The sequence below is a fragment of the uncultured Winogradskyella sp. genome, assembly GCF_937958655.1.
Classification (GTDB): Bacteria; Bacteroidota; Bacteroidia; order Flavobacteriales; family Flavobacteriaceae; genus Winogradskyella.
In genome coordinates this window covers 71,044-88,462 of sequence record NZ_CALGNH010000001.1, presented here as the reverse complement: position 1 = coordinate 88,462, position 17,419 = coordinate 71,044, and the positions used below count along the sequence as shown (strand labels likewise).

The window sequence follows — 17,419 nt, the reverse complement described above, 5'->3', positions numbered from 1 at the left end:
CCCTAATTGGTTGCTGTTTACCCTTTTATTTTTTCTTTGGTTTTGCTTGGTAGTACATCGAATCCCATATTGTAGAGTGTAAAGCCAAAAATATCTGCATACTGCTCAATGGTTTTGCTTACCGGTGTTCCAGCACCATGGCCAGCGTCAGTTTCTATTCTAATAAGCGTAGGATTATCTCCTGCTTGTTTATTTTGTAGCTCTGCTGCAAATTTAAAACTGTGTGCAGGCACAACTCTGTCGTCATGGTCGCCTGTAGTTACTAAAGTTGCAGGGTAATTTACACCTTCTTTAATATTGTGAACAGGAGAATAGGCCTTTATATATTCAAACATCTCTTTGCTGTCTTCTGAAGTGCCATAATCATAAGCCCATCCTGCGCCAGCAGTGAATGTATTATAGCGTAACATGTCTAAAACGCCAACGGCAGGTAATGCTACTTTCATTAAATCGGGTCTTTGTGTCATTGTTGCACCAACAAGTAAGCCACCATTAGAGCCTCCTCTTATTGCTAAATAATCTGATGAGGTATACTTGTTTTCAATTAAATATTCTCCTGCGGCAATAAAATCATCAAATACATTTTGTTTTTTCAGTTTAGTACCTGCGTCGTGCCAAGCTTTACCGTACTCGCCTCCACCTCTAAGATTAGGAACTGCGTAAATGCCACCTTGTTCCATCCAAACGGCATTGGCAATACTAAAACTAGGAGTTAGAGACACATTAAATCCGCCATATCCATAAAGAATGGTTGGGTTTTTGCCGTTAAGTTCTATGCCTTTTTTGTGAGTGATAATCATTGGTACTTTTGTGCCATCTTTTGAGGTATAAAAAACCTGCTTACTTTCGTAGTCCTCTGGATTGAAGTCTATACTTGGTTTTCTAAATAATTCTGAAGCGCCAGTTTCAATATTGTATTTATAAATACTACCTGGAGTTACGTAATTTGTAAAAGAGTAATATAATTCTTTGTCTTCTTTTTTAGCACCAAAACCACCAGCGCTGCCAACACCAGGCAAAGCTACTTCTCTAATTAAATTTCCGTCGTAATCATACTGTAAAACTTTAGAAACGGCATCTACCATGTAGTTTGCAAAAAACGAACCACCACCTGTTGATGGGCTAAGTACATGTTCTGTTTCAGGAATAAAGTCTTTCCAGTTTTCTGGGCTAGGATTAGAAGCATCTACTGTGACTACGCGTCGGTTTGGAGCATCAAGATTAGTCATAATATAAAGCTTTGATCCTACGTTTTCAATAATGTTTGAATCGGAATCTGTGTGTCCTAGAATTTCAACTAATGGCGAGTTGGGCACTGTTAAGTCTTTGATGTATAATTTATTTCCAGAAGTAGATACGCGAGGTGTTATGATAAGATAACGATCATCTTCGGTAACGCCGCCATAAATATATCTGTGTTTTTCGGCTGGTGTACCACCGTAGATCAGTTGATCTTCGGATTGCTTTGTGCCTATTTTATGGTAATAAACTTTGTGCTGATCGGTTTTAGCGGATAATTCACTCTTACCTTTTGGTTTGTCATAGCTTGAATAATAAAACCCTTCGTTTTTATGCCAAGACATACCGCTGAATTTTATGTCCACTAAAGTGTCTTCAACAATTTCTTTGCTTTCAACGTCCATTATTAAGATCTTTCTCCAATCACTTCCACCTTCAGAAATAGCATATACCAAAGTCTTACCATCTTTTGAGAAACTTGTACCACCTAATGAAATGGTGCCATCGTCCTTAAATGTATTTGGGTCTAAAAATACTTCAGCAGTTTTTGGGTCTGCTCCGTTTTTATATCTGTAAATGACATATTGATTTTGAAGCCCATCGTTTTTGTAGAAGTATGTATAATCACCTTCAATAAATGGTGATCCTATTTTTTCGTAATTCCATAGCTTGGTAAGACGTTCTTTTAGTTCTTCTCGGTAAGGAATATTATCTAAATAGCCGAATGTAGTTTCGTTTTGGCTTTTTACCCAAGTTTCAGTTTCTTCGCTTCGGTCATCTTCTAACCAACGATAAGGATCAGCTACAGCAACATCAAAATAAGTATCAACAGTGTCAACTTTTTTTGTACTAGGGTATTGTAATTTTGGTTGAATCAATTTTTGTGCATTTAAATTATGGTAAACAAAAGCAAATAGCAAAGAGGCAAATAGAAATCTTTTCATCATCAATTAAATTTTTAATATTTTAAAATTAAACAAAAAAGCAACCTTATTTTGCTAAAGGTTGCTTTTTAAGATTTCTTTAAAGGTTTTGTATGCGACTTAAACCAGTTGGTTTTTAACAAGATATTCTGCAATTTGAACCGTATTTGTAGCGGCACCTTTTCTTAAGTTATCGCTTACAACCCATAGATTTAGTGCGTTTGGTTGAGACCCATCGCGTCTAATACGACCTACAAAAACATCATCTTTTCCATTAGCATACATAGGCATTGGGTAGACATTAACATCTAAGTTGTCTTGTATTGTTACTCCTTCGGTTTCATTAAGTAGTTGTCTTACTTCAGAAAGATCAAAGTCATTCTCAAACTCAACGTTTATAGCTTCACTGTGTCCACCAGCTGTCGGTATTCTTACAGCAGTTGCTGTAACAGCTATAGACTTATCACCTAAGATTTTTTGTGTTTCTCTAACCAATTTCATTTCTTCTTTGGTATATCCGTTGTCTTCAAAAATATCGCAATGTGGTATAGCATTTTTGTGAATAGGATAAGGATAAGCCATTTCGCCTTTTTTGCCAGCAATTTCATTTTCTAACTGTTCTACAGCTTTTACTCCAGTACCAGAAACAGATTGGTATGTAGATACTACAATACGCTTAATCTTATATTTGTTATGCAGTGGAGCTAAAGCCATTACCATTTGTATGGTAGAGCAGTTAGGGTTTGCAATAATTTTATCTTCTTTAGTAAGTTCGTTTGCATTAATTTCTGGCACCACTAATTTTTTAGATAAATCCATTCTCCATGCAGAAGAATTGTCTATTACTGTTGTGCCAACTTCTGCAAATTTTGGTGCCCATTCTAAAGAGGTACTACCACCTGCAGAAAACAAGGCAATGTCTGGACGTTTTTCAATGGCCGAGGGAATACTAATAACAGAAATATCATCTCCTTTAAAGTTAATAGTTTTACCCACAGAACGCTCTGAAGCTACTAATAATAATTCATCAATTTGGAAGTTACGCTCTTCTAGTACTTTGAGCATTACGTTACCTACTAAACCTGTTGCACCTACTATTGCTACTTTCATTTTATTTTCGTTTAATGAGGTGCAAAATTACAGAAAAAAAACCCCTTGATTATAAATAATGAGATGCTTTTAACAACTAAAAAACATAATGTTAATTATTTAACAAAACGAATGCGATTCAATAGAAAAACCCAAGCAAAAAGCCTGGGTTTAGTTATTAAACTATAGTGTAGCGGTGTCGCTATCGCTTTATTTCTTTAATGCGTCTCTGATTTCAGTTAATAAATCAAGTTCGGATGGTCCTGCAGGAGCTTCTTCAACTGGTTTTTTAGTTTTGTTATAAGCCTTAACGATTAAGAACATTACAAAACCTACGATTATTAAATTAATAATAGTATTTACCCAACTTCCCCACATAATAGCGTTTTCTGGAGTTGTTACGGCACCGGTTGCATCTACAACTGCTTCATCTAAAACGATTTTCATATTTGAAAAATCAGAACCACCAGTAAAGTGACCTACAACTGGCATTATAATGTTATTCACAAACCCATTGATTACAGCACCAAGTGCAGTAGCCATAATGACTGCAACAGCGAAATCGATCACGTTACCTGTCATAATAAAATCTTTAAATTCTTTTAACATAATTTAGTGTTTTTAATAGTTAGTTAATATATTAGTAAGATACTAAAGTAGTTAAAAAAGTCACAATTTTGAAATATGAATAGTTTATTTTATAAATAAACGCCTCACGCGTTGAGAAATAGAAGTGATAATTTCATAAGAAATAGTATTAGCAGATTCAGCTAATTGAGAGGCATTATATTTTGTATTGAAGATAATAACCTCATCTCCTTCTTTACAATCAATGCCAGTTACGTTTACCATTATCATATCCATGCAGACATTTCCTATGATTGGTGCTTTTTTGTCATTGATATAAACAAATCCTTTTTCGTTACCATAGATTCTAGTAATTCCGTCTGCGTGACCAATAGGTATGGTGGCTGTTTTTACAAGACTATTAGCTTTAAAAGCTCTATTGTAGCCAACGGTTTCGTTTTTATCTACGTTATGAATTTGAGAGATTATTGATTTAAGGGTTGCAATTGGTTTAAGGTTTTTATCCTCTTGTGCAGAATTACCAAAGCCATAAAGACCTATGCCACAACGTACCATATCAAAATGCGCTTCTGGGTAATTAATAACTCCAGAGGTATTACATAGATGCAACCAAGGTTTGTAGCCAATTTTAGTCTCAAATTCTTTAGCAATGGCTTTAAAACAATTTATTTGCTGTGTTGTAAATTTTTTTTCATTTATGGCTTCACTTGCTGCTAAGTGAGAAAATATAGTTTTAGCGATTACGCTTTTTGAAGTTTTTAGTTTAGAAACTACATCGTCCACTTCATTTTGCCAAAAACCTAAACGATTTAAGCCGGTATTAAATTTAATATGTACAGGATAAGCACTTTGGTTTTTTTTCTCCGCAACTTGTATAAATTCATTCAAAATCTTTGTACTATAAAGACTTGGTTCTAAACATCGATCAATAATAGTATCGAAGTTTGTGGTCTGTGGATGCAAAACCAAAATAGGTGTAGTGATACCAGCGTTTCTTAATACGACTCCTTCATGTGTATAAGCTACAGCAAAATAATTGACCTTTAAATGTTGAAGTTGTTTGGCAATTTCAACGGAATCGCTACCATATGCAAAGGCTTTAATAACGGCTAAAACCTTGGTGTCGGTTTTTAATTTAGATTTTAAGTAATTGAAGTTTTGGGCTAAAGCTCCTAAATCAATCTCTAAAACAGTTTCCTTAGCTTTTGGCATTAGATGGGTTGTGTTTAGAATTGATTTCTTCAGCATCGCTGACGTTCATTTGTCTTACCTTATCTCTAAGCATACTTTTGTAAAAAGCGGCTCTACTTAAAGGTTCGTATTCTTCAACCTCACCAAGCAACACCAAATCATCGCTATTAGCTTTTCTGTAACTGTATTGTGCCAAATTTCCTGTTTTAGTACAAATAGCGTGCACTTTTGTAACATACTCTGCTGTGGCCATTAAATAAGGCATTGGTCCAAAGGGATTGCCTTTAAAATCCATATCTAAACCAGCCACAATAACACGTACACCTTTGTTGGCTAAATCATTGCAAACTCGTACTATTTCATCATCAAAGAATTGGGCTTCATCAATACCTACGACGTCACAGCCATCAGCTAAAATAGGAATGTTAGCTGCATCAGGAACAGGTGTAGAACGTATTTCATTATCATCGTGCGAAACAACCATGTCATCATCATAACGCACATCAACGGTAGGTTTAAAGATTTCTACCTTTTGCCTTGCGAATTTGGCACGCTTTAATCTGCGAATCAGTTCTTCGGTTTTACCAGAGAACATCGACCCACAAATCACTTCAATCCACCCAAATTGTTCTTTATGATTTACCGTATTTTCAAGAAACATTTCGTAATTTTAGCACTAAATCGTTTGCTTTTTCCGTTTGTATAAAGGTCAAGTAAATTTATTAAAAAACAAAAGTAAAACTCATGAAAAAGAAATTAGAATCAGAATTAATTAGTATTGCACATAGGATTCTAAAATTAAAGGGCAAAGAGGATGTGGATAGACTGCATGAAGAAGTGTCTAAATTATATGAGAAACTAACAGTTTTAAAGTTTGCACAAGAAAATTTTGAAGACGATATGCCAACCATTGGTAATAATTCTTCGTTTTTTGATATGCTAGACACTGCATTTAATAACAAGGTAAGCGATACTATTGAGGTTGAAAATAAAACCTATGTTAATTTAGACGAGGTAGAAGATGATGGCATTATGGAACCTGTTATGGAGAAAATTAAGGATATGGTAGCTCAAATGCCAGAAGAAGCAGAACAGGTTGATATTATGGTAGAGGAAGCTGTTAAAAAAGAGATGCCAAAAACTATTGAGTTTGAAACAATTTCATCTGATTTTGCTGATATTCCAGATTTTGAGCCTATAGAAGAGGCAAAAAAACGCGAAGCAGAGCAAGCAAAAAAGTCATTAAATGATAAGTTAAAAGGTAAAACCCTTCAAATAGGTTTAAATGATAAACTTGCCTTTATAAAACATTTGTTTGGAGGGCAAAACGAAGACTATGACCGTGTTATTTCTCAAATAAACACCATAAATTCGTTTGATAAAGCACAAAAACTAATTATTAATATGGTAAAGCCAGACTATAATAATTGGGAAGGAAAAGAAGACTACGAAGCACGGTTTATGGAAATCTTAGCAAGCCAATACAACTAAATTAATGCGAATAAAGCAAATTGTATATTGGTTGACTACTGCAATTCTGTGTGGTATTTTCTTCTATTCGGCTTGGATGTATTGTACCAAAACCGAAATGGTAAAAGATTTATTTAAAAATTTCAATTACCCAACTTATATCGTTATCCCATTAGCGCTATTAAAAACAATTGGGATTATTGTGGTACTCTGGCGACCTAATAAGTGGCTTACCGAATGGACTTATGCTGGTTTTTTCTTCGATTTGGTGCTAGCTACAGCAGCTCATTATTTTGCAGGCCATGGCATATTTGGATTTTCACTTTATGGATTACTTGCGTTGTTTCCATCATACTTTTTGGGTAAATATATAAGGGATTAATATGTCTAAACTTTATCTCGTACCAACACCAATAGGAAACTTAAAAGACATCACTTTTAGAGCAATAGAAGTGTTGAAGGAAGTTGATTTAATACTCGCTGAAGACACCAGAAATTCAGGAAAGCTTCTAAAACATTATCAAATTACTACGCAAATGCAAAGCCATCATATGCACAATGAGCATAAAACGGTAAAGGGCTTAGTTGAAAAATTAAAATCGGGATTATCTGTTGCGGTAATTAGTGATGCTGGTACTCCTGCAATTTCTGACCCAGGATTTTTATTAGTAAGAGCATGCGTTGAAAATAACATCGAAGTTGATTGTTTACCAGGTGCAACAGCATTTGTCCCTGCACTAGTGAATAGCGGTTTGCCTAATGATAAGTTTGTTTTTGAAGGGTTTTTACCTGTAAAAAAAGGTCGTCAAACCCGGCTGCTGTTACTAGCTGAAGAAACCAGAACTATGATTTTTTACGAAAGTCCACATAAGTTAATAAAGACTTTAGGGCATTTTTGCGAGTACTTTGGTGAAGATAGGTTGGTCTCAGTTTCTAGAGAAATAACGAAGCTTTACGAAGAAACAGTTAGAGGCACTGCACGAGAAGTTTTAGAATATTATACTAATAAGTTGCCTAAAGGGGAGATTGTCGTTGTAGTTGGTGGGATAAAATAATTGTTTTTAATCAAAAACACAAATTAATAATAATGTTTTTTATTAAAAACAATTTTAATTATATTTGTTCTTCGAATGAAACAAAATGGAAGAATTATTTCAATTACAAGAACAGTTTTTAACGAACCTTACTCATAAAGAACGTTATCTATTAAACGATATAGAGTGGTCCAATAGGCTCATTGGTATTAAAGGAGCTAGAGGTTCTGGAAAAACCACACTTTTATTTCAACGCTTAAAACAGATAGATAAGGCGGATTCTTCTTCAGAATATTTATATGCTTCTTTAGATAACCTTTACTTTTTAGAAAACACCTTAGTAGATCTAGCAAAGGAATTTGTGCTATTAGGCGGAAATTATTTGTTTTTAGATGAAGTTCATAAATACCCAAATTGGTCAAGAGAGATAAAGTTAATTTACGACCAATTTCCAAATTTAAAAACCGTATTCACATCGTCTTCAATGTTAGAAATTTACAAAGGAGAATCAGATTTAAGTAGAAGAGTAGTCACTTATCATTTAAAAGAATTATCGTTTAGAGAGTTTTTAAATTTTGAAATCAATATAGATTTACCAAAAGTCAAACTTCAAGATTTAATAGAAAACCATAAGGAGATAGCGAGAAATATTCAAAACAAAGTTGCGTATATAATTAAATATTTTAATGATTATTTAAACTATGGTGCTTATCCATATTACTTAGAAAATAAAGAGAGTTATCTGCAGAAACTACAACAGACCATTGCTTTAATTTTAGAGGTAGATTTTAATGCGGTAGAAAATATACAATATCAAGATAGTAGAAAAATTAAAAAATTACTTGTTGCAATTGCTCAAAGTGCTCCTTTTACACCTAATGTTAGTAAACTCAGTGAGCGTTTAGGCATGTCGAGAGGTTTTTTATTAAATGCAATAAAATTATTGAATCGTGCAGATTTAGTAATGGAGTTGTATAAACCAGCAAAAGGTGTTGGCGCACTCACTAAACCAGAAAAATTATATTTAAATAATCCGAATTTGGTTTATGCTTTAGGTAAAGAAAATGCAGAAGTAGGAACACTAAGAGAAACATTTTTCGCCAACCAAATGAAACATATTCATGAGATTCATTTAGCAGAAAAAGGGGATTTTATTATCGAAAGAAAATACACGTTCGAAATAGGAGGAAAGAACAAAAAAACAAAACAAATTAAAGGAGTTCCAAATAGTTTTGTTATTAGAGATGATATGGAAGTTGGAAGTTTGAATATCATACCACTATATTTATTCGGATTTTTATACTAAAATATGGAAGAATTATTGCATGAAATTAGCCAATGTAGCATTTGCAAAGCACACTTGCCCTTAGGTCCACGACCAGTGGCAACGGCGCACGTCAACTCTAAAATTATAATTATTGGTCAGGCACCAGGCACTAAAGTCCACGAGTCTGGTATTCCTTGGGATGACCAAAGCGGTAAAAAATTAAGACAATGGCTTAATGTTACTGATGCCCAATTTTACAATTCTGAGAATTTTGCTATTATACCCATGGGATTTTGTTATCCTGGCAAAGGAAAAACAGGAGACTTGCCACCAAGACCAGAATGCGCACCACAGTGGCACGATGCATTATTAGAAAAAATGCTAAACGTAGAATTGGTGATTTTAATTGGTGCTTATGCGCAGAAGTATTATTTAAAAGATAAAGCAAAACGCACATTAACGGAAACCGTTGGTGAGTATAAAAGTTATTTGCCAAAATACTTTCCTATTCCGCATCCATCTCCAACCAATCGGTTTTGGAGGGCAAAAAATCCTTGGTTTGAGGAATTGGTGGTGCCTGAGTTGCGGAAAATAGTTGTAGAAATAATTTAGACTATCATATTTAATCTAAAATGATAATCTAAATTTGTAGATTACAATATAGTTACATCAAAATTATTTGACTATCATTTTTTTTGATTTTTGATAGTCAAAGAGGTTTGATGTAAATACATTTACGTATATTTACTTTGATTATCATAAAAAACGATTTATTAACATCAAAAGCATTAGATGTTAATAAGTGCAAATTAAACATAATGGACTTAAATTTTGAAAAAGCAGTAGATTATCATTATGGTCAATTTCCTCCACAAGCATTACAATATGACAAATTCATTAATGAATTAATTAAAGCTACGGATGCTATTGCAAGATATGACCAAATGTTGAAAAATATGCATAATAGTGAAATCCTACTGGCTCCCTTGAGAAATCAAGAAGCAGTTCTTTCTTCTAGAATGGAAGGTACTATAAGCACTATAGATGAAATATTACAGTTTGAAGCAGATGGTGATGGAATACCTTCACAGAACTCGAATTTTAGATCGGACGTTTTTGAAACAGTATTGTATCAAAGAGCACTAATTAATGCTCAAAAAGCATTAGAGGACGGTTATAAATTTTCAAAAACATTAATTAAAACAATGCACCAACAATTGTTGTTTTTTGGAAGAGGTGCTACTAAATCACCTGGAAATTTTAAACATGAACAAAATTATTTGGCAGATAAAATCAAAAGAAATATCCTATTTGTTCCTATAAGCCCTGAAAAACTAAATGAAGGAATCGAAAATTTAATGAAATATTTGGAAGAAGAAACAGCCCATCCGATACTTATTAAAACAGCTTTAATGCATGTTGAGTTTGAAGCGTTACATCCATTTCAAGATGGTAATGGTAGAATAGGAAGAATATTAATCACATTATTTCTTTGGTCTTCAGGAGTAATATCTGCACCTCACTTTTATATTAGTGGGTATTTGGAGGAAAATAAAGACTTATATATAGATACTATGAGAAATGTATCAAAGAATGGGGATTGGGAAAGCTGGTGTGCATTCTTTTTAAGCGCAGTTGAGAATCAAGCAATGAGAAACTTAGAAATAGCAGAAAAGATCAAAGAGCTCTATGAAGAAATGAAAAGTATATTTTCAGAAGTCTTATCATCAAAATATAGTGTAAATGCCTTAGATTATATATTTACAAATCCAATATTTCGAAATAATAAATTTACTTCAAATAGCGGAATACCTGTAGCAACAGCTTCAAGGTTTACTCGAATTCTTTTAGAAAATGAGTTAATTATTACTAGGGAAGAATCATCGGGAAGAAGAGCAGCATTATATTCATTTGAACCCTTGATGAGATTGGTTAGAGTGTAAGACTTAACATTTCTTGCAAGGTTCAATGCAATTTATCTAAAGGTGGTGAAGTCTTTAAACGTCTAGTATTGCGACCCATCATGCTTTCCAACCTCATAACCATGTTTCCCTAAATATTTATTACCACTTTCAACAGCACCTTCTTCGATATCTGTTCCCATGCTATCGTTCCAACGATTCAGGTAACCAAATAATGAAATAACACCTAGCATCTCAACAATTTCTCCTTCATCCCAATGCTCATATAAACGCTTTTTAATATCGGCATCCACAGCATTTGGTACCATAGAGGCCTGTAAAGAAAAATCTAAAGCCACACGTTCAGCTTCAGAAAATGCAGGATGTGTTCTGTAGTCCCAAATATTATCTAATTGTTCTTGTTCAGCTCCATAACGCTCTGCAGCTCTAATAGCATGGGCTTGGCAATATCTGCAACCTGTTGCGTTACTACTTACCCAAGCGATCATGCGTTTTAATGCTGAGGTCACACGGCCTTCGTTAGCCATTACAGCTTTATTTAAGTTGATAAATGCTTTAGATATTGCAGGTCTGCGTTGCATGGTTAATACAGAATTAGGACAAAAACCAAGGGTTTCATTAAAGAATTCAGCTAGTTGTTTGGTTTCTAAATCGTGCTCTGGGGATAACGGAGTTACTAATGCCATATTTCTTTTTTTTAAGTCGTATTTTTGAAAGTACAAGATAGCAGTTCTAATTTTTAAACTAAAACAAAATGGATCATAAAATAACAACACAGTGGAAAGGTGGACTCACTTTTGAATCTGATAACCCAAGTGGTAAATCTGTAATTATGGACACCAATATCGAAGGCCAAGAGGAACGTTATGGCCTATCACCAAAAGCTATGATGTTGTCGTCATTGGCAGGTTGCTCTGCACTAGATGTCATCTCTACTTTAGATAAAATGAAAGAGGACATTGATGATTTTAAGATTGAAGTGTTTGGAGAACTTACAGATGAACATCCAAAATATTACCATTCCGTTGTTGTTGATTATCATTTTTATGGGTCTGACCTCAATAAAAACAAGTGCGAGCGCGCTGTAAATCTTTCTGTTGAGAAATACTGTGGAGTCATGGAAATGTTTAGACGTTTTGCAGATGTAAAAACGAACATTACATATCATAAGCGATAAAACGATAACCACTGTTATACTGAGCTTGTCGAAGTATCTCTAATGAGATTCTTCATTTCATTCAGAATGACGTTAAATCGATAAATTAGAGTCAAAAGAATTCATGCGATGGACACTTAAGCCAAAACCTGAAGCTACACAAGTAGGATTTATGAAGGAAGCACTTCAAGTTGATGATATTGTTGCAATGTTATTATTGCAACGTGGTATCGATAATTATGATGATGCCAAGACATTTTTTAGACCAAGTTTTGAAGATTTGCACGATCCTTTTTTAATGAAAGATATGGATAAAGCTGTTGCACGTATTGAAAAAGCAATGGCTAAAGGTGAAAATATTTTGGTTTATGGAGATTATGATGTTGATGGCACGTCTTCAGTGGCATTACTGTCGTCCTATTTAAAAACACGGATTCATACTGTTGCTACTTATATACCAGATCGTTATGATGAAGGTTATGGAATTTCATATAAAGGCATTGACTTTGCTCATGATAATGATTTTTCATTAATCGTTACTCTAGATTGTGGTGTTAAGGCTCTAGATAAAGTTGCATATGCCAACCAAAAAGGCATTGATTTTATTATTTGCGATCACCACAGACCAGGAGATAAACTTCCAGATGCAGTTGCAGTTTTAGATCCAAAACGAACCGATTGTGAGTATCCCTTTAAAGAACTATGTGGTTGTGGAGTTGGTTTTAAATTGATTTCAGCCTTAGCGTATAACCAAGGGCAATCTCCAGAAGATTTGGTTGAATATTTAGATTTGGTAGCCACTGCAATTGGTGCAGATATCGTTCCTATTGTCGGTGAAAACAGAGCACTGGCATATATGGGTTTACAAGTAATTAACACCAACCCAAGACCTGGCATGAAAGCCATTATCGCTGAGGTCAAAAAAGATGAGTTAACTATTACAGATGTCGTCTTTATTATTGCTCCACGGATTAATGCTGCAGGAAGAATGAAGCATGGTAATCATGCCGTAACACTCTTAACGGAAACTGATTTTAATCTCGCAGTAGAGTACGCTGTAGACATTGACCAGTTCAATACAGATAGACGGGAAACCGATAAGCGTATTACTGAAGAGGCTTTACTTCAAATAGAAGAAAATAACGAACAAGAGGGTTTTACAACTGTTGTTTATAAGGACAGTTGGCACAAAGGCGTTATTGGAATCGTTGCATCTCGATTAATAGAAACCTACTACAGACCAACCTTAGTATTTACTAAAAGTGGAGATAAACTAGCAGCTTCAGCACGTTCGGTTTCTGGGTTTGATGTTTATAATGCGTTGGAAGCTTGTAGCGAACATATCGAACAATTTGGAGGTCACAAATATGCAGCAGGTTTAACATTGTTGCCCGAAAACTATGAAGCGTTTAAAACAAAGTTTGAAAGTGTAGTTAAAGAAACCATTGATCCAAAATTATTAACTCCAGAACTTAAAGTTGATTTAGAAATTGAATTAAACGATATCAATTCAAAATTATTGCGAATTATCCGCCAATTTGCTCAATTTGGGCCAGGTAATATGACACCTGTGTTTATGAGTCAAAATATAAAAGATACAGGTTATGGGAAATGTGTTGGTGAAGACGATAAGCATATTAGATTTACGGCTACGCAATCCTTCAGTGATAAAATTGTTTGTATTGGTTTTGGATTAGGCGATAAAATAGACCTCATTAAAAATAGACGGCCTTTTAGTATAGCCTATTCTATTGACGAAAACCATTGGAATGGTAATGTGAGTTTACAGCTGAAGGTTAAGGATATAAAAGAATAAAAGTTTAAGCACTTCGTTGGCTAAGTATGAAACAATTAACCATAATTTATATCCTTATTTTCGGTAATGTTTTAATTAGTCAAAACCTAGTCCTCAACTCTAGTTTTGAAGTTAATAATGAATGTCCTTGGCACATAGGAGCATTTGCTAGTAGTGTTTCTGATTGGTCAATTCCTAATATGGGTTCAACAGATGTTTTTAGCGGATGCACTGAGAATAAGAATACAGGTGTTAAAAATTATAACGGTTATCAAAAGGCAAAATCTGGAGATGCATATGCTGGTGTTTACGTCTATACTGACAAAAACTACAGAGAATATATACAAGGGACACTATCTCAAACATTAAAACAAGGTGAAAAGTATAAAATGACCTTTTATTTAAGCTTAGCTGATAAGTCCTCTTATGCATTAAAAGATATTCAGGTTTTAATCACAGAAGAGCAGCTAAAACCTTGTTATAAATCTAATAATTGTGAAAAAGCAATAAAACCTTCAAAATCAACAAAAGGTGAATTTAAAATATATTCCAATTCAGAAGATATATATTTTTCTGATAAGAAATCATGGATGGAGTATGCTTTCGAATTTACTGCTGAAGGTTACGAAAATTATTTTTCAATCGGGAATTTCTATAGAAACCCTAAAACCAAGAAACAAAAGGTGCTTTCCACGAGTACACTTTTCTTTTCATATTATTATATAGATGATGTTTCTATTGAACCAATCGAAAAAAGAGGAGTAAAACCGAGTTTAGAAGTAATTGAAAAACCTCAAATAAAAGTCAATGAAATTTATAGGTTCAATAATGTGTTATTCGACTTTGATAAATCAGAATTATTGGAAGTTTCAATCCATGAATTAGATGAGCTTTATGGCTACCTCAAAGAAAATTCAGATTTAAGTATTGAAATTTACGGACACACTGATAATGTTGGTCTAAATAAACGGAATAAAGAATTATCTAAGGAGCGCGCTAAAGCTGTGGCAGATTATTTAATTTCGCAAGGTCTAGATATGTCTAGAATTCAATCTATTGGATTTGGAAGCTCTAAACCGGTTTCAACTAATGAAACAGAAGAAGGACGACAACAAAATAGACGTGTTGAGTTTAAAATAATAGACAACTAACATTTGAAAAAAAACGACCCATACGCAGCCTTAAGATATAAAGAATTCAATATTTTTTTATTGCTTCGCTTTGCTTTAGTTTTAGGTTGGTCTATGCAATTTGTAGTGATTGAGTGGCAAGTTTACGCCTTAACTAACAATCCTTTTTCTCTGGGTTTTATAGGTCTTTGCGAATTTTTACCAGCATTTTTCCTCGCGCCTTTTGCGGGACATATTGTTGATAAAAAGGAAAAACGAAATTTATTTGCCGTTTGTATAGCCTTATTTTCCTTGATAAGTTTTGGACTCTTTTGGTTAACCTCCGAAACAATTGAATCCGCTTGGGAAACAAATACAATTTTATACAGTATCTATGGATTGGTGTTTTTTGGTGGTGTTTTAAGAGCCTTTTTCGGCCCTACTATTTTTTCATTAATTGCGCTTTTAGTACCTAAGAGAATATATCCTAATGCAGCAACATGGAGTAGTAGTACTTGGAAAGGAGCCAATGTTTTTGGTGCATTATGCGGTGGGTTTTTTATAGCGTGGATAGATGTCCACTATACCTTGGGAATTGTCTTTTTACTTGTTATGTTAGCATTAATCTTAGTCTTTTTTATAGGTCAAAAACAGATTATGAATAAAGGGTCTAACGAATCTGTTAAAGAAAGCCTTAAGGCTGGACTTAGTTTTGTATTTAATGATAAAGTTATTTTAGGTGCATTAACTTTAGATATGATTGCTGTATTGTTCGGTGGTGCTGTTGCAATTTTTGCAGTGTTTGCTAAAGACATTTTAGATGCAGGCCCAAAAGGATTTGGTATTTTGAATGCAGCACTTTCCTCAGGTAGTATAATTACAATGCTCGCTACTACATATATTCCTATTACCAAAAATACAGGTAAAAAATTACTGGTTTCGGTTTTTGGGTTTGGAGTTTGCATGATCATTTTTGGAGCTTCAAAACTCATGTGGCTCAGTGTTTTAGCCTTATTCTTTTCTGGCGTTTTTGATGGGATTTCAATGGTAGTACGCCAAACCATACTTCAGCTTAAAACGCCTGATGAAATGCGAGGTCGTGTAGGTGCTGTTAATTCTATGTTTGTTGGGTCCTCAAATGAGTTAGGAGCTCTAGAAAGTGGCATTGCTGCACGGATTTTTGGAGCACCATTGGCAGTTATGCTAGGGGGTACATTAACTTTGATTATAGTTGCTATAATAGGCGCTAAAAACGAACCTTTACGAACGTTAGATTTACAAGACGATATTGAAGCGCATGAATTAGAAGAGGTAAACTAATACTTTTTCAATTCAAAAGTGTTTCCATCAAAAACACCGTAAGTATAATACTGAATCCAGTCACCTAAGTTGATGTATTTTGAGCTTTGGTTTAATTCAATTTCTAAGGGTAAGTGTCTGTGACCAAACACAAAATAATCACGATGTTTTTCTTGTAATTTGCGTTTGCTATAAATAGCCAACCATTCATTGTCTTCTCCTAAAAAAGTAGCATCATCATCACCCGAAATTAATTTGTTTTTTACTGAAAAGTATTGTGCTATTCGCATGCCAATATCTGGATGTCCCCATTTAAAAATCCATTTAAATAATGGGCTAATAAATACTTTTTTCATTCGTTTATAACCTTTGTCTCCAGGTCCTAGACCATCACCCTGGCCAATAAAAAAAGTACTTCGACTTCGCTCAGCAACCATTTCAAAAGTAAATTCTTGAGGTTTGTGGTACACAGAAATGCCAAGTTCTTCTTCAAAATAACCATTCATCCAAAGATCATGGTTGCCTACAAAATAGAAAATAGGAATGCCAGAATCCGCAATTTCTGCTAATTTTCCTAATGTTCTTGTAAATCCTTTAGGAATTACGGTTTTATATTCAAACCAAAAATCGAATAAATCACCGAGTAGAAAAATAGCTGCTGCATCTTCTTTTACAGAATCTAGCCAAGCTACAAATTTCTTTTCTCGTGGGCGAGAAGCTGCAGGAGTTGGTGCGCCAAGGTGATTGTCTGAAGCAAAATAGACTTTCTTCCCTTTACCAATTTCTATGTGGTTGTTACTAGTCATTATCCGAAGCAAACCATTCTGCAAAACTGGTTGCAGTTTCCTGAAGCTTTAACGAATGTAATTTTATATTATTAGGTAGGCGAAGTTTAATTTTTTCTGCAAAGTCTATAACCATCATTTCACTAGTGGGTTGGTAGTCTACGAGCAAGACATTATGACCTCTGTCTTTTAGCTCCCTAGCCAACTCAACATGTGGTGTGTTTTTGTTAAACACTGTTGCGTGGTCAAAGACATTTACAATTTCTTCTTTTACGATTTTCTTTAGATCTCCAAAATCTATAACCATTCCAAATTTTACGTTGGTGTTATCTGATATTGGTGTGCCAAATACTGTGACGTCTAGTCTGTAACTATGACCATGTACATTTTTACACTTACCGTCATAACCGTAGAGTGCGTGACCAGTTTCAAAAGAAAATTGCTTTGTAATGCGTATGTTGCTCATTAACGTCTTTTATTTCGGTTGTAAAAATAGACTACAACAAGCACAATACCTAAAATTAAAAATAATCCATTACCTCCTAAAAATCC

Annotated in this window: 18 protein-coding genes; 10 read left to right on the top strand and 8 right to left on the bottom strand. The window is 34.2% G+C overall.

Translation table 11 applies throughout. The features are described 5' to 3' along the window. Nucleotides 1–17 precede the first annotated feature (17 nt). The 5 genes from Q0800_RS00390 to Q0800_RS00370 all read right to left on the bottom strand — a co-directional run bounded on the left by Q0800_RS00390 (nucleotide 18) and on the right by Q0800_RS00370 (nucleotide 5,691). Entirely contained in the window at nucleotides 18–2,183 is a 2,166-nt protein-coding gene (locus Q0800_RS00390) for a prolyl oligopeptidase family serine peptidase (protein ID WP_299126672.1), read from the bottom strand. Nucleotides 2,184–2,282: 99 nt separating this feature from the next. Further along, nucleotides 2,283–3,272 carry an aspartate-semialdehyde dehydrogenase gene (locus Q0800_RS00385; RefSeq protein WP_299126648.1) on the bottom strand — a complete coding sequence of 330 codons (990 nt, stop codon included), beginning with the start codon at nucleotides 3,270–3,272 and terminating at the stop codon, nucleotides 2,283–2,285. A 189-nt stretch (nucleotides 3,273–3,461) separates the two neighbouring features. After that, on the bottom strand, nucleotides 3,462–3,860 hold the full coding sequence (gene mscL / locus Q0800_RS00380; RefSeq protein WP_299126646.1) for a large conductance mechanosensitive channel protein MscL: 399 nt from the start codon (nucleotides 3,858–3,860) through the stop codon (nucleotides 3,462–3,464). Nucleotides 3,861–3,944: 84 nt separating this feature from the next. Further along, on the bottom strand, nucleotides 3,945–5,051 hold the full coding sequence (alr, locus tag Q0800_RS00375) for an alanine racemase (protein ID WP_299126645.1): 1,107 nt from the start codon (nucleotides 5,049–5,051) through the stop codon (nucleotides 3,945–3,947). Continuing rightward, entirely contained in the window at nucleotides 5,038–5,691 is a 654-nt protein-coding gene (locus tag Q0800_RS00370) for a thymidine kinase (protein ID WP_299126643.1), read from the bottom strand. Before Q0800_RS00370 ends, alr begins: the two co-directional genes overlap by 14 nt. A gap of 83 nt (nucleotides 5,692–5,774) precedes the next feature. Between Q0800_RS00370 and Q0800_RS00365 the strand changes: the two genes are divergently transcribed. From Q0800_RS00365 to Q0800_RS00340, 6 genes are all read left to right on the top strand, one after another. Further along, nucleotides 5,775–6,521, top strand: a complete 747-nt coding sequence (locus Q0800_RS00365) for a hypothetical protein (RefSeq protein WP_299126642.1) — start codon at nucleotides 5,775–5,777, stop codon at nucleotides 6,519–6,521. Nucleotides 6,522–6,525: 4 nt separating this feature from the next. Next, nucleotides 6,526–6,882 (top strand): DoxX family protein, encoded by a 357-nt coding sequence (locus Q0800_RS00360; protein ID WP_299126641.1) that lies wholly within the window; start codon nucleotides 6,526–6,528, stop codon nucleotides 6,880–6,882. Nucleotide 6,883: 1 nt separating this feature from the next. Next, nucleotides 6,884–7,555: a 16S rRNA (cytidine(1402)-2'-O)-methyltransferase gene (rsmI, locus tag Q0800_RS00355; RefSeq protein WP_299126640.1), complete on the top strand. Its 672-nt coding sequence runs from the start codon at nucleotides 6,884–6,886 to the stop codon at nucleotides 7,553–7,555. A gap of 85 nt (nucleotides 7,556–7,640) precedes the next feature. Further along, a complete protein-coding gene (locus Q0800_RS00350; protein WP_299126638.1) occupies nucleotides 7,641–8,840 on the top strand; it encodes an AAA family ATPase in 1,200 nt (399 codons plus the stop codon). A 3-nt stretch (nucleotides 8,841–8,843) separates the two neighbouring features. Further along, on the top strand, nucleotides 8,844–9,413 hold the full coding sequence (locus Q0800_RS00345; RefSeq protein WP_299126637.1) for a uracil-DNA glycosylase family protein: 570 nt from the start codon (nucleotides 8,844–8,846) through the stop codon (nucleotides 9,411–9,413). Between the two features lie 206 nt (nucleotides 9,414–9,619). Beyond that, nucleotides 9,620–10,744, top strand: a complete 1,125-nt coding sequence (locus Q0800_RS00340) for a Fic/DOC family N-terminal domain-containing protein (protein ID WP_299126636.1) — start codon at nucleotides 9,620–9,622, stop codon at nucleotides 10,742–10,744. Between the two features lie 62 nt (nucleotides 10,745–10,806). Here Q0800_RS00340 and Q0800_RS00335 read toward each other — a convergent pair whose 3' ends face one another. Continuing rightward, nucleotides 10,807–11,409 carry a carboxymuconolactone decarboxylase family protein gene (locus Q0800_RS00335; RefSeq protein WP_299126635.1) on the bottom strand — a complete coding sequence of 201 codons (603 nt, stop codon included), beginning with the start codon at nucleotides 11,407–11,409 and terminating at the stop codon, nucleotides 10,807–10,809. Nucleotides 11,410–11,477: 68 nt separating this feature from the next. On the opposite strand from Q0800_RS00335, the gene Q0800_RS00330 reads away from it, so the two are divergent. The 4 genes from Q0800_RS00330 to Q0800_RS00315 all read left to right on the top strand — a co-directional run bounded on the left by Q0800_RS00330 (nucleotide 11,478) and on the right by Q0800_RS00315 (nucleotide 16,103). Then, entirely contained in the window at nucleotides 11,478–11,900 is a 423-nt protein-coding gene (locus tag Q0800_RS00330) for an OsmC family protein (RefSeq protein WP_299126634.1), read from the top strand. Between the two features lie 103 nt (nucleotides 11,901–12,003). Next, entirely contained in the window at nucleotides 12,004–13,695 is a 1,692-nt protein-coding gene (recJ, locus tag Q0800_RS00325; RefSeq protein WP_299126633.1) for a single-stranded-DNA-specific exonuclease RecJ, read from the top strand. 26 nt (nucleotides 13,696–13,721) lie between these two features. Continuing rightward, nucleotides 13,722–14,825 (top strand): OmpA family protein, encoded by a 1,104-nt coding sequence (locus tag Q0800_RS00320; protein ID WP_299126632.1) that lies wholly within the window; start codon nucleotides 13,722–13,724, stop codon nucleotides 14,823–14,825. 3 nt (nucleotides 14,826–14,828) lie between these two features. Further along, complete coding sequence (locus tag Q0800_RS00315; protein ID WP_299126630.1) at nucleotides 14,829–16,103, top strand: MFS transporter; 1,275 nt, start codon at nucleotides 14,829–14,831, stop codon at nucleotides 16,101–16,103. On the opposite strand, the gene Q0800_RS00310 is transcribed toward Q0800_RS00315, so the two are convergent. Then, nucleotides 16,100–16,870 (bottom strand): UDP-2,3-diacylglucosamine diphosphatase, encoded by a 771-nt coding sequence (locus Q0800_RS00310; RefSeq protein ID WP_299126671.1) that lies wholly within the window; start codon nucleotides 16,868–16,870, stop codon nucleotides 16,100–16,102. The genes Q0800_RS00315 and Q0800_RS00310 overlap by 4 nt on opposite strands. Nucleotides 16,871–16,880: 10 nt before the next feature. Next, a complete protein-coding gene (locus Q0800_RS00305; protein ID WP_299126628.1) occupies nucleotides 16,881–17,333 on the bottom strand; it encodes a 6-carboxytetrahydropterin synthase in 453 nt (150 codons plus the stop codon). Between the last annotated feature and the right edge of the window lie 86 nt (nucleotides 17,334–17,419).

Bases quoted from the DNA above. Each gene is read 5' to 3' on its own strand.
- Q0800_RS00390 (WP_299126672.1), bottom strand. From the start codon at position 2,183: ATGAAAAGATTTCTATTTGCCTCTTTGCTATTTGCTTTTGTTTACCAT.
- Q0800_RS00385 (WP_299126648.1), bottom strand. From the start codon at position 3,272: ATGAAAGTAGCAATAGTAGGTGCAACAGGTTTAGTAGGTAACGTAATG.
- mscL (WP_299126646.1), bottom strand. From the start codon at position 3,860: ATGTTAAAAGAATTTAAAGATTTTATTATGACAGGTAACGTGATCGAT.
- alr (WP_299126645.1), bottom strand. From the start codon at position 5,051: ATGCCAAAAGCTAAGGAAACTGTTTTAGAGATTGATTTAGGAGCTTTA.
- Q0800_RS00370 (WP_299126643.1), bottom strand. From the start codon at position 5,691: ATGTTTCTTGAAAATACGGTAAATCATAAAGAACAATTTGGGTGGATT.
- Q0800_RS00365 (WP_299126642.1), top strand. From the start codon at position 5,775: ATGAAAAAGAAATTAGAATCAGAATTAATTAGTATTGCACATAGGATT.
- Q0800_RS00360 (WP_299126641.1), top strand. From the start codon at position 6,526: ATGCGAATAAAGCAAATTGTATATTGGTTGACTACTGCAATTCTGTGT.
- rsmI (WP_299126640.1), top strand. From the start codon at position 6,884: ATGTCTAAACTTTATCTCGTACCAACACCAATAGGAAACTTAAAAGAC.
- Q0800_RS00350 (WP_299126638.1), top strand. From the start codon at position 7,641: ATGGAAGAATTATTTCAATTACAAGAACAGTTTTTAACGAACCTTACT.
- Q0800_RS00345 (WP_299126637.1), top strand. From the start codon at position 8,844: ATGGAAGAATTATTGCATGAAATTAGCCAATGTAGCATTTGCAAAGCA.
- Q0800_RS00340 (WP_299126636.1), top strand. From the start codon at position 9,620: ATGGACTTAAATTTTGAAAAAGCAGTAGATTATCATTATGGTCAATTT.
- Q0800_RS00335 (WP_299126635.1), bottom strand. From the start codon at position 11,409: ATGGCATTAGTAACTCCGTTATCCCCAGAGCACGATTTAGAAACCAAA.
- Q0800_RS00330 (WP_299126634.1), top strand. From the start codon at position 11,478: ATGGATCATAAAATAACAACACAGTGGAAAGGTGGACTCACTTTTGAA.
- recJ (WP_299126633.1), top strand. From the start codon at position 12,004: ATGCGATGGACACTTAAGCCAAAACCTGAAGCTACACAAGTAGGATTT.
- Q0800_RS00320 (WP_299126632.1), top strand. From the start codon at position 13,722: ATGAAACAATTAACCATAATTTATATCCTTATTTTCGGTAATGTTTTA.
- Q0800_RS00305 (WP_299126628.1), bottom strand. From the start codon at position 17,333: ATGAGCAACATACGCATTACAAAGCAATTTTCTTTTGAAACTGGTCAC.